This is a genomic window from Janthinobacterium breve (assembly GCF_051380895.1).
GTDB lineage: Bacteria > Pseudomonadota > Gammaproteobacteria > Burkholderiales > Burkholderiaceae_D > Janthinobacterium.
Genome location: NZ_JBNYXY010000019.1, coordinates 38,645 through 50,246, shown reverse-complemented (window position 1 = coordinate 50,246; position 11,602 = coordinate 38,645). Strand labels below are relative to the sequence as shown.

Annotated in this window: 11 protein-coding genes; 5 read left to right on the top strand and 6 right to left on the bottom strand. The window is 63.1% G+C overall.

All coding sequences use genetic code 11. The features are described from left to right. Positions 1-134 precede the first annotated feature (134 nt). Positions 135-1,283: a helix-turn-helix transcriptional regulator gene (locus tag ACQ4W0_RS28890; protein WP_436579856.1), complete on the bottom strand. Its 1,149-nt coding sequence runs from the start codon at positions 1,281-1,283 to the stop codon at positions 135-137. Between the two features lie 163 nt (positions 1,284-1,446). Between ACQ4W0_RS28890 and ACQ4W0_RS28885 the strand changes: the two genes are divergently transcribed. Both ACQ4W0_RS28885 and ACQ4W0_RS28880 read left to right on the top strand, forming a co-directional pair. Further along, a complete protein-coding gene (locus tag ACQ4W0_RS28885) occupies positions 1,447-2,667 on the top strand; it encodes a hypothetical protein (protein WP_436579855.1) in 1,221 nt (406 codons plus the stop codon). A 163-nt stretch (positions 2,668-2,830) separates the two neighbouring features. Further along, positions 2,831-3,049, top strand: coding sequence for a TOBE domain-containing protein (locus ACQ4W0_RS28880; RefSeq protein WP_034757699.1), 219 nt, complete (start codon positions 2,831-2,833; stop codon positions 3,047-3,049). 52 nt (positions 3,050-3,101) lie between these two features. On the opposite strand, the gene ACQ4W0_RS28875 is transcribed toward ACQ4W0_RS28880, so the two are convergent. The 3 genes from ACQ4W0_RS28875 to ACQ4W0_RS28865 are packed head-to-tail and all read right to left on the bottom strand — an operon-like array spanning position 3,102 to position 5,566. Continuing rightward, the gene (locus ACQ4W0_RS28875; protein ID WP_436579854.1) at positions 3,102-3,530 is read right to left on the bottom strand and encodes a DsrE family protein; all 429 of its coding nucleotides are present in this window, start codon (positions 3,528-3,530) and stop codon (positions 3,102-3,104) included. Between the two features lie 42 nt (positions 3,531-3,572). Then, a complete protein-coding gene (locus ACQ4W0_RS28870) occupies positions 3,573-4,322 on the bottom strand; it encodes a LytR/AlgR family response regulator transcription factor (RefSeq protein WP_436579853.1) in 750 nt (249 codons plus the stop codon). Continuing rightward, a complete protein-coding gene (locus ACQ4W0_RS28865) occupies positions 4,319-5,566 on the bottom strand; it encodes a sensor histidine kinase (RefSeq protein WP_436579852.1) in 1,248 nt (415 codons plus the stop codon). The genes ACQ4W0_RS28870 and ACQ4W0_RS28865 overlap by 4 nt, the downstream gene beginning before the upstream one ends. Positions 5,567-5,982: 416 nt before the next feature. Here ACQ4W0_RS28865 and ACQ4W0_RS28860 point away from each other — a divergent pair, with 416 nt between their 5' ends. After that, positions 5,983-6,861 carry a serine hydrolase gene (locus ACQ4W0_RS28860; protein WP_035826880.1) on the top strand — a complete coding sequence of 293 codons (879 nt, stop codon included), beginning with the start codon at positions 5,983-5,985 and terminating at the stop codon, positions 6,859-6,861. Here ACQ4W0_RS28860 and ACQ4W0_RS28855 read toward each other — a convergent pair whose 3' ends face one another. Continuing rightward, on the bottom strand, positions 6,862-7,794 hold the full coding sequence (locus ACQ4W0_RS28855; RefSeq protein ID WP_436579851.1) for a DMT family transporter: 933 nt from the start codon (positions 7,792-7,794) through the stop codon (positions 6,862-6,864). A gap of 109 nt (positions 7,795-7,903) precedes the next feature. On the opposite strand from ACQ4W0_RS28855, the gene ACQ4W0_RS28850 reads away from it, so the two are divergent. Next, on the top strand, positions 7,904-8,803 hold the full coding sequence (locus ACQ4W0_RS28850; protein ID WP_436579850.1) for a LysR family transcriptional regulator: 900 nt from the start codon (positions 7,904-7,906) through the stop codon (positions 8,801-8,803). 12 nt (positions 8,804-8,815) lie between these two features. Here ACQ4W0_RS28850 and ACQ4W0_RS28845 read toward each other — a convergent pair whose 3' ends face one another. Continuing rightward, on the bottom strand, positions 8,816-10,741 hold the full coding sequence (locus ACQ4W0_RS28845) for a methyl-accepting chemotaxis protein (RefSeq protein ID WP_436579849.1): 1,926 nt from the start codon (positions 10,739-10,741) through the stop codon (positions 8,816-8,818). 197 nt (positions 10,742-10,938) lie between these two features. On the opposite strand from ACQ4W0_RS28845, the gene ACQ4W0_RS28840 reads away from it, so the two are divergent. Then, on the top strand, positions 10,939-11,601 hold the full coding sequence (locus ACQ4W0_RS28840; RefSeq protein ID WP_436579848.1) for a thiol:disulfide interchange protein DsbA/DsbL: 663 nt from the start codon (positions 10,939-10,941) through the stop codon (positions 11,599-11,601). Position 11,602 lies beyond the last annotated feature (1 nt).

Here is an 11,602-nt window from a genome sequence, read left to right as displayed (position 1 = left end):
AACCGACCTCCTGAATGAAGAACGGCCCGGTCGAAAATTCGACCGGGCCGTCAAAGCCGTGCCTCAGCGTTACACTGTCCGGGTCTTGAAACGAGACCTTAACTGAACGGCATTAGGGACATGTCCCGGTTTTTTTATGGCGGCGCACCAGCGTCCCACTCCAGTGCGCTGAACAGGCTGGCGATTTCGCTGCTGCGGTGCGTGCCCGTCTTGGCCAGGATCGCCTGGACCTGGCTGCGCACGGTGCTGATACGCACGCCCTGCCGTTGCGCGTACTCGGCAGGCTCCATGCCGTCCGCCAGCGCCAGCGCGAGCGACCACTCGGCGCCCGTCAAACCGCATGGCCGCTCGATCACCCCGGACCAGTGCCGCCGTCCTGCCCTGAACAGTGGCCGCAGGGACAGCATGATCATCACCGCCCCATCACCGACACCGTGCTGCCCGATGCGCACGGGCAGCGGCAAGATACCTATTTCCAACGCCGGCCGTCCATCCTCATCGGTGGTATATAAGGGCGCGGGACGCGGGCAGGCCAGTCCTGCGCACGCTTGCCGCACGCGATGCGCCAACTGCTGCTGCACCGAGCTGACGCGCACATCCACGCTACCACCACGTACGGCAATCAGGGACCGAGCCTGGGGCGTGGCAGCCAGCAGCCGCTGCGCCGCCATGTTCATGAAGACCACCCGCAGGCTGGCGTCGACCAGCAAGATGGCGCGGGGCAAGGCATCGAGCCCAGCCCAGCCCAGCGCGCCATGCGCCTGGGCCTGCTGCGCCGTATCGCGCAAACGCAGCACATTCGGCAAATGCGCGAGCACGCGCTGCAGTTGGCCATGCGTGCGCCGGTCAAATCGGCCCTGGCCGGCGGCGCGGTGCGCGGACAGTATGGTGAGCGCACCGTTGTCGCGCACGACGCCGCTGCACGAATAGCGCACGCCTGCGCGCAAATAGAAGTCCTGGAAATACTCGCTGCGCGCCACCGCCTGCTCGCTGAAATAATCTTGCATCAGATGCATGTGCCCGGGTGGTGCGCGCGTGAGAACCGCATAACCGGGATCGAGCGCGTGATAGTAACGGCGATAACCGTGCTCCCACGCTTGCTCGTCCAGGCCCGTGACACAAGCGCGCGAGGGCGCCGTTCCCGCTTCCGCTTTCAGGAAACAACAGGCTACGTCGCCACCAGCGAGACGCGCGAATCCCCGCAGGGCCGCGTCCCACTGCGCCGGCTCCAGTGCCGCCCGGTAAAAAGCGGCAATGACGGGATCGGCATCCTCCTTGTCCATCCGTTCCCCCTGCCTGAAAAAAAATCGGCAAACCGCTGCCACATCCTTCACTTGAAGGATGTGCGGAAGCAGCCCGGCACGCACCATGGCATGGATGTCGCCTGCCATGCGCACCGCCATCGCCCGTGCTTTCCCAACTTCGCCCTCACCAAGGAGTAACATCATGCTTACAATCGATACCGGTCGCCGCAAGCTCCCCCTGTTTCGCCCCTTGCACCTGGCAGTCGGCACCTCTGCCCTGCTGGCGCTGTCCGCATGCGCCAACCTGAACACCATCCACCGCACGACTGACTTGCCGAACGACGGCAAGGCCATCCACCTCGATGCGGCCCAGCGCGTGATCCATGTCACGAAAGACGGCAAGGCCTGCGCCGAACCCACGCCGGATGCCCTGCAATCGTACGCTTCCGCATTCGGCGGCACGCTCAGCGCCGGTCCCGATGGCGCCTCCATCTCGAATGCCCTGCGCGCCAATGCCGCCAGCGTGGGACTGCACTCCCAAAGCATTACCCTGATGCGTCAGCAACTGTTCAACATCTGCGAATACGCACAAAACAAATGGCTCAATGACGCAGACGTCATGCTGCTCATGGAGCGTTCGCAAGACCTCACGCTGGGTATCCTGGCCATCGAGCAACTGACTGGCGCCGTGGTAGCGCGCCAGCCTGTGCTGTCGGACCATGCCGACGTGGCCGCAGTGGCGAAACAGCGCCTGCAGGCATCCCAGGATGCCCTGGCAACGCAAGCCAAACTCGATCTTGCGATCAAGAAAGAACAATCCATGCAAACCAATGCCGATGCGCAAGCCATGTCAGCGCCCCCTGCAACGGCCGGCATGGCTACGTCGGCAAGCCAGGAAGTCCGCATGCTTAAGACAGCGCAGGATGGCGCAAGTTCTGCCGGCGTCAGCACGGCGTTGGCGCAGGCACGCGCCGAGCGGGCCGGACTCGAAGCGCAGCTGGCAGACCAGCTGGCGCAAAGCCAGGGTGGCGTGAACGCTGGCAACGACATGCCGGCGCCGCTGTCTGCCAGCACCATCAATGCCAGCACGGCAGCGCAGCTGGCCAAGGCCAGCACCGATATCGTCAGCATGATTTTGAAGAAGGGGCACTTGACCGATATGTGCATCACCTTCATCAATCATCCGAAGAAGTCCGTGGAGATGTGGGAGCACTACAAGGAAGTGATGAACCAATGCAAGGCGGTGCTGAAGGCGGACTTACTCCCCGGCACTACTCAGCCATATAGCGTCACCATGCGCGTGCCCACGGAAGACATGACACCCTTGCCTGATGCGGAGAACTGGACGCCCGTTCTTACTCCAAAGAATCGCAAGCCAGGCGCCGGTACGGCACTGTCCGAAAGCCGCCAGGCGAAAGACTAGGCACAGCTGGCGGCCACGCATAGGCGGATAATATGCTTGCATCAGCACTTTCGCACACGTTCCGCATATCGATATGCGCATCGATTCGTGGTCAAAAGCGTGCGCGCGCCGTACTCTGGCCTTGTCGCGCCGCATGGCGTATTACGGGCACAAAGGAACTATCATGGCTATCTCGGAAGTGAATGTACGCAACCAGTTTCGCGGCAAGATCAAGGAAATCATCTTTGGCCCCGTGGTGTCGGAAGTGGATGTGGAAACGCCGCACGGCATCGTCACCTCGGTGATCACCTCGCGCTCGATCAAGGACCTGGACCTGAAAGTGGGCAGCGAAGTCATCGCCCTCGTGAAATCGACGGAAGTGTCGATCGCCAAGATCCAGTAAGCATTGCGCTCACTGACGCCGCGCCCCTGGCCATCCGGCAGCGGCGCGGCCGTCAGGGCTTGATATACACATACCCTTCCTGCCACTGCAAGCGGCTCAGCTCGGCCACGCCCGACGGCACGATGACGGCTTCGGGCAGCACGCGCTGGCGGTCGATGTTGCGTCCTTGCAAGGTGTTGTTGCAGACACGAAAGCTCACGCCGCGCCTGGCCAGCTCGCGCACCACCACGTCATAGGGAGTGCCATTCTTGTCGATGGCGCCATCGAGCAGGAAATCGATGCCAGGGCCATGCGCCACGAGCACGATGGTGGCGTTGGGGCTGGCGTCCAGGTGATTGCGGATATTCTTCAGCGCAGCCGCGGCATTGCTGGCGTCATTGAGGTGATACACCACCTTTTCCTCCTTCTGCGCCGCGTTGGCGGCAGTGCAGGCGAGTAAGGAAAGAAGGATGGCGGCAAACCAGCGGCGCAAGATTGTCATGAGAGTTCCATAGGGTGGCAGATTAAAAACATTGCCATCATATCAATCCCTGAACAAATACGTAAACGTACGGCTGACGGGCAGCTTTTCCGTGCTGCCACGCAGCAACACCTGCATGCGCTCGGCGTCGATGCGTTCGGCCGCTTCGATGACTTTCACGTTGACCATGGTGCCGCGGCGGATTTGCCAGAATTGTTCCGGATCAAGCCCGCCCAGCAAATCCTTCAGAGGCGTGCGCACCAGCGCTTCCGAGCCGGCCAGCACCACGCGCGTGTACTTGGTATCGGCCTGGAAGAACAGCACGTCGTCGATGTCGATCAGGCGGATCTGCTTGCCCACGCTGGCCTTGATCCATTTCAGTTTTTCGCGCGGCGGCGCCGGCAGCGCGGCGCGCAACGACTGCAGCAGGTGGGCCATGTCGGCCGGCTGCGCACCCAGCTTGTCGTGCAGGCGGGCCAGCGCGCGCTGCAAGCGTTCGGCCTGTACGGGTTTCAACAGATAGTCGACGGCGCCCGCGTCGAAGGCATCGACGGCGTACTGGTCGTAGGCCGTGACGAACACGACGTGGGCACGCTTGCCGATGCGCTCGGCCACTTCCAGGCCCGACAGGCCAGGCATGCGGATGTCGAGGAAGACCACGTCCGGCTCGTGCTCGAGGAAACCGTCCCAGGCGTCGTTGCCGTTTTCCGCCGCCAGCACGATGCGCGCCTCGGGCCAGGCCAGCGCCAGCATCGTCTGCAAGCGTTCGCGCATCAGCGGCTCGTCTTCGGCGATCAGGATGGTGGCCTTCATGCGGCAAGTTCCATCGTATTCATCGGTAACACGATCTCGGCAAGCACGCCCTCCTCCTCGCCATTTTGCACGTGCAGGCTGGCTCCGGCCGTAGCCAGCTGCAGGCGGCGGCGCACATTCTCCAGGCCCAGGCCACCGCCGGGTGCACTGGCCGCGCCCGGGCTCAGGCCCACACCCGTATCCTGCACGCGCAAGCGCATGGCGCCGTCCACGTCCGGCACTGCCGAGACAACGATCTCGCCCCCGCGCAGCGATGGTTCGATACCATGCTTGATGGCGTTTTCCACCAGGGTCAGCAAAATCATGCTGGGCACCTGCGTCTGCGCCAGGCCCGGCGGCAAGTCGAGGCGGAAGGACAGGCGTGGGCCCATGCGTACCTGCATCACTTGCAGATACGCTTGCACCACGTCGAATTCCGTTTGCAAGGGCACCTGGTCGGCGCGCATCTCGGCCAGGCTGGCGCGCAGGAAGGCGATCAGGTTGGCCGTGAGCGCGGCGGCCTGCGCCGCCCCCTGGGCGCCCTGCTCGGCCAGTTGCTGCACGGCGCCCAGGGTATTGAACAGGAAATGCGGTTCGATCTGCGCGCGCAGCAGCCGCAGCTGGGATTCGCTCAGTTCGCGCGCCAGGCGGTCGCGCTCGGCATCCTGTTGCAGCTGCAGGGTCAGTGCTTCGTACTGGCGGTTGCGCCAGATGGCCACGATGGTCATCGGCACCATATAGACCAGCCCGGCCGTGAGCGCCGCCCAGCCGCCCACGCGCGCGCCCCGCTCCAGCGCCACGCCGATGGAACTATTACCTTCCAACATGGCGCGCAGCACGCCAATCGCCACACCTGCCAGGGCAGGAACCAGCAGCAGCAACAGCACCTTGAGCTTCCGCTGCGCCAGCTTGCGATAATTGAACCAGACGCCCAGCACGCCCCAGGCCATCGCCAGCCCAATGCCATTGCTGATGGCCAGGCCCTTGATCCAACCCAGCTTGTCGGGGAACACCAGATGCAGCGCGCCGCCGATCATGCTGAACAACAGCATCAGCTTGGCCAGCACGACATAAAAGCCGGCGCCGCGATATTTCAGCATAAAGTCATGAAACTGCTGGCGCTCGATCGGCGTCAGGGTGATCAGCCGCAACGCCACCCAGCGCCGCCAGCCAGGCGGCAACTGGGCCGCCGTGTCCGGATGCGCAAGCACCCTGAGGGTTTCATCGTCGTAACAGCGATACCATCCGGCAAATTTTTTCCACATGCTGCGTTTTCCCAGTCGTGTCAATCAGGCATGAACGCAGTCTACGGTGCCCCTCTTGCAGGGCATAGCGTGGGGCGACGAAGCACGAAGGGGCAGGCATCAACGACGAAGCGCGCGTTGCCTGCCAGACCATCGCTGCCAATCTTGCTGAAATAATACGAAGTTTCCATAACGAAATCAATAAATGCGCAACAATTTTCACTAGGGCAAGAATAGCCCCATTTATTTGCCAAATTGCCCGCAACGCCGCCTGTCGCGGGCCTATACCGTAGACATCGCTTGATCTTTAATGGTATTGTTTAAGCTTGGCAAATATTGCCTCCGAGATACACGCCGCGTCCCTGCGCGGCCCGCTTCCGGATTTTGCGCGCAGCGCCCTTGATGGCGCCCCAAAACTGCTTTCCAAATACAATCCCATGCTCAAAAAAATGTTCGCCGCAGTGCTGATGACGCTTTCGACAGCGGCCATCGCCGTGCCTTTCGGTTCCCAGTCGATACTGGTGGTCGAAGATGGCACAGGCAAAGTCTTGCTTGAAAAAAATTCCAACGTGGTGGTGCCCATCGCCTCGCTGACCAAGCTCATGACGGCCATGGTGGTGCTCGACTCCAAGGCCAACATGCAGGAAGAGATCAGCATCGACCGCGAGGATGTCGATACCTTGAAGCACAGCACCTCGCGCGTGCCCGTGGGCGCCACCCTGAGCCGTCATGACGTGCTGCAACTGGCGCTGATGTCGTCCGATAACCGCGCCGCCGCCTCGCTGGCGCGCACCTTCCCCGGCGGCCCGACGGCGTTTGCCGTGGCCGTCAACGCCAAGATCAAGGCCCTGGGCATGCGCCAGACCGTCATCGAAGAGCCGACGGGCTTGTCGCCGAACAACCAGTCGACGGCAGCGGACCTGGTCAAGATGGCCGTGGCCGCCTCGCGCTACCCGGAAATCAGCCGCATCACCACCGATTCGAAGGACGTGATCCAGATCAAGGGCCGCGACGTGGAATACCACAACACGAACCGCCTGGTGGGCGCCAAGGGCTGGGATATCGGCCTGTCGAAGACGGGCTACACGAATGAAGCGGGCCGCTGCCTGATCATGCGCATCAAGTCGGCCGGCAAGTTCGCCACCATGATCTTGCTCAACGCGCGCGCCAATTCCGTGCGCGCCATGGACGCCGTCAACATCCGCCGCATGCTGGCGGCCGAGAACGGCATCGAAGAGCCGAAAGTAATGCGCGCTTCCGTCAGCCGGCACAAGAAGGCGCCGGCCAAGCCCTCGAAACGCCGCCGCGCAAAGTAATTATTTCGCTTGCCGGTTGGTCATCACCACACCGGCTATCGTCACCGCGCCACCCACCAGCATCGAGGCGAGCACGGGTTCGCCCAGCAGCGCCGCCGCCAGCACGATGCCGAACACGGGCACGAGATTGTTGAACACGGCCGTGCGCGACGGTCCCAGCGCTTTCACGCCCTCGTAGTACCAGACAAAGCCGATCACCGTGCCGAACACGCCCAGGTAGCCGATGGCGGCCCACACTTGCCAGCCGAAGCTGTGCCACGGCACGGTGGGGAACTCCACCACTGCCCCCACCAGCAGGAAAGCCAGGCCCCACATAGCCGCATACGTGGTGGCGGCAATCGGGCTCAGCCCCTTCAGCGCCACCCGGCCGATCAGGGTGTAGGCGGCCCAGCTGGAAATGCCGCAAAACATGAATACTTCGCCCATGCCGATGCCGCCGCCCGTGCCATGCAGCACGCCGGCGAGATCGCCGCGCGTAATGACGATGGCCGTGCCGCAAAACGCCAGCATGATGCCCAGCCACTTGAAGGAACCGAGCCGTTCGCGGAACAGCATGGCCGAGGCCAGCGCCGTGACGATGGGGTTCAGGGCCACGAACAGGGCCGTGCGCCCGGCCGGCATGCGCGACAGGGCCGCCAGGAAGCACAGGTTATACAAGAAGATGCCCGTCAGGCCCAGCGCCGCCGTCGTCATCAATTGCTTGCGGTCCAGGCGCGGCAAGCCCCCTTCCAGCTTCCACGCCAGCACGACGAGCAGCAGCACGGCCACGCCGAAGCGCCCGCTGGCAGCCGTCATGGGCGGCATCTGCTGCGCCAGCACGCGCCCCGCGATAAAGGTGCCGCCCCATAACAGGGCGACGAAAATCAGTTTGAGGTAGACGAGCGGCGATTGCACGGAAGGCAAGGCGGCTGAAGGTACGGCTGAAGTGCGCATGGAAAGTCCTATGATGTCGCTTGTGCAGCGGACGCTGCACATATATATTAATACTAATATTAACTCATGAAATAATGAGTAAATACTCATAACTCAAAGAAACCACACCATGACCTTCACGCAACTGGAAATTTTTACCCTGGTGGCCGAACTGCACGGCTTTTCCGCCGCCGCCGCGCAGCTGGGCATCAGCCAGTCGGCCGTTTCGCATGCCTTGAAGGCGCTGGAAAAGGAAATGGGCGTGGACCTCATCGTGCGCCATCAGGCCTCGGCCGAGCTGACGGACGTGGGCCGCCAGCTACTGGTGCGCGCGCGCGAAATCCTCGGTTTGTCGGAAGCCATGCGCCAGGAAGCGGCCGACGTCCTGGGCCAGCGCCAGGGCAGCTTGCGCATCGGCTCCTTTGGCCCTACCTCGTCATTGAATCTGCTGCCGGCCATCACGGCGCAATTCCGCCTGCGCTATCCGGGCATAGCCCTGCGCATCGACGAAGGCGCCGACCACGAGGTGGTGCAATGGATACGCGAGCGCCGCGTGGATGTCGGCTTCGTCGTGCTGCCCGACGAGCGCTTCGACACGGCGCCGCTGGTGGAAGACCAGATGATGGCGCTGGTGCCGCGCAGCCATGCGCTGGCGCAGTACCCGTCCATCACCCTGGCCCAATTGTGCGAAGGGCCGTTCATCATGTCCGAGGCGGGCTGCGCCTGCCTGATCGAGCCCCTGTTCGCCAACGCGGGGCTGCAACCGCACGTGCCCTACCGCATCAGCCAGGTGATCACCATCCTCGACATGGTCAGCCGCGGCGACGGCCTGTCCATCGTGGCCGAACTGGCCCTGCCACAGCGCCTGCGCGAACAGTACCCGGACTTGCTGGCCCTGCCCTTGAATCCGCCCGTCAGCCGCAAGGTGGGCCTGGCCGTGCGCGACCGGCGCCAGAACACGCCGGCCACCAACGCTTTTTTTGAGGTGGCCAGACAGATGGCGCCGACCCTGGCACCCCGGCGCGCATGACAGTTTAAAAGTTTAAAACGTCTCCCACTCCTCGCTGCGCTCGGGCTTGGCGGCGGGCGTTTTTGCGGGACGGCTGGCGATGCGCGGCGCGATGGATGCACGCACTACAGGCCTGGCCGGCTGCTGCACGGCGACCCGCCCTTCATCGAGCTTGAACACGCCCACCACCTGCGACAGGCTGCTGGCCTGGTCTTGCAGGCTTTCGGCGGCGGCGGCCGCCTCTTCCACCAGGGCCGCATTCTGCTGCGTCACCTGGTCCATTTGCGCGATCGCCTGATTCACCTGTTCGATGCCGGAGCTTTGTTCGACGCTGGCGGCCGTGATCTCACCCATGATGTCGGTCACGCGGCGCACGCTGTCGACGATTTCCTGCATCGTCGCGCCCGCCTCATCGACCAGGCGCGCGCCCGAATCGACCTTGCTCACCGAATCGTCGATCAGCAGCTTGATTTCCTTCGCTGCGCCAGCGGATCTTTGAGCCAGATTACGCACTTCCGTCGCCACCACGGCAAAGCCGCGTCCCTGCTCGCCCGCGCGCGCCGCTTCCACGGCCGCATTCAAGGCCAGGATATTCGTCTGGAAGGCGATGCCATCGATCACGCTGATGATGTCGACGATCTTCTTCGACGAGTCATTGATCGAGGCCATGGTATCGACCACCTGCGCCACCACTTGCCCCCCCTTGCTGGCCACGCCGGACGCCGATTGCGCCATCTGGTTGGCCTGGCGCGCATTGTCCGCATTCTGTTTCACCGTGCTGGTCAACTCTTCCATCGAGGCGGCCGTCTCTTCCAGCGAACTGGCTTGCTGTTCCGTGCGCGACGACAGGTCCTGATTGCCGGCGGCGATTTCCATTGAGGAGACCTTCACCGACTCGCTGGCCGTGCGGATTTTCACCAGCACGGCGGCGATCTTGTCGATGAAGCGGTTGAAGGCGCCGGCGATCTGCGCCAGTTCATCCACGCCGGCAGCGTCGAGGCGGCGCGTCAAATCGCCTTCGCCGGAAGCGATATCGTCGAGCGCGTCGCGCACCAGTTCCAGGCGCTTGAGCATTTTAAAGACCAGCAGCGACAGCAACACCGCCGCCGCACCGGCCAGCAGCACGGCCGTGACGGTCGCTGTCGTCAGCATCGTCTGCAAGGCTTGCATGGCTTCCTGCTGGTCGAGCACCACGGCCAGCAGCCAGTCGGTGCCGGCCACGCGCGTGACGTACAGCATGCCATCGCGCGCATTCAGGCGCACGGCATCGCTCGTGCGCGTGCTTTCCAGCCGGTTGACCTGCGCGGCCGACAGCGCCGCATCGATTTTGGCCAGCGGCTGCAGGCTCAGTTCCTTGTCCGCATGGGCGATGATGGTGCCGCTCTGGTCAACCAGGAAGGCAAAGCTGTGCGGCGTCGGCTTGATCGCCACCACGTTGGCGATCACCGTGTCGAGCAGCACGTCGGCCCCCGCCACGCCCAGCAGCGCCTCTTTCGGGCCGACGGGCGCCGTAAACGACACCACCAGCTTGTGGCTGGCCGCGTCCACATACGGCGGCGTGAGCATCGGCACGCCCGCCTTGACGGTGTCCGTGTACCAGGCGCGCGCGGTGGGATCGAAGTCGGCCGGGCGCCCCGGATGGGTAAACACGGAGCGCTTGTCCGCGTAAGCGATGAATACTTCGGCAAAATCGCCGGCCTTTTCCGCGATCTGGAAAGCGCGCAGCGGATCGGGTGTCCCGGCCGACATGACGACGGACGCCATGACCTTTTTCTTGCCATCGACCCATTGCGCCAGCACGGCCGACTGGCTGTGCAGCAGTTGCTGCAGCTGCTGGTCGGACGACGCCAGCATGCTGCTGCGCGTGGTGATGTAATTGGCGACCGACAAGGCCAGCATGGACAGCACGACGATGGAAACGCAAATGAGCACCAGACGCGTGCGAAGGGAAGACAACATGACGGACTCCTGTTTTGATTTGATGGTGTGACACAGCGCTGTCGCCTTGCCACCTTGCCCTTGTATTTTTACACAAAAATCGGAACATTATTATTCAATATTCGGAATAATTAACGTTTATTCCATCAAAGCAACACCATCCTCTGTTGACGCTCTACCACGATTGCCTCATAGTTAAGTTTTAATGAGGAGCTTCCATGCGTTTGCACCACGTCATACTGGCTTGCGCCAGCTTCGCCGCCGCCAGCGCCTTTGCCTCGCCGCAAGCGCCCGTGCCCGGTGCCGACTATCTGCTGCTGGCCACGCCGCAACCGGTGCAAGCGGCGCCGGGCAAGGTGGAAGTGATCGAATTTTTCATGTACCACTGCCCCGCCTGCAACGCGCTGGAGCCGAGCCTGGCGCGCTGGGTCAGGGAGAATGCCGCCACGGTGTCATTCCGCCGCATCCATTTGCCGCACACGCCGGCCAATGATCCGGAAGCGCATTTATTCCTGACCCTGGAAGCGCTGAAGAAGGAAGAGGCGCTGCACGCGCAAGTCATGCACACCTGGCATGTGGAACGCAAGCGCCTGGCCAGCGACAGGGACAATCTCGATTGGGCGCTGAAAAATGGCCTGGACAAGGCCGCCTTCGAAGGCGCCTATCAGTCGTTTGGCGTGCAGACCAAGCTGAAAAACCTGCCCCGCCTAGCCGCCGCCTACCAGGTCGACAGCACGCCCACCCTGATCGTCGGCGGGCGCTACCTGACCAATCCAGCGATGGTCGCCGGCGCCAACCCGGGCTTGCCGCGCCAGGACGTGGAGCAGGCGACCCTGCAATTGGTGCAGGCGCTGGTGGCCAAGGCCAAGCTGGCGAAGTAAA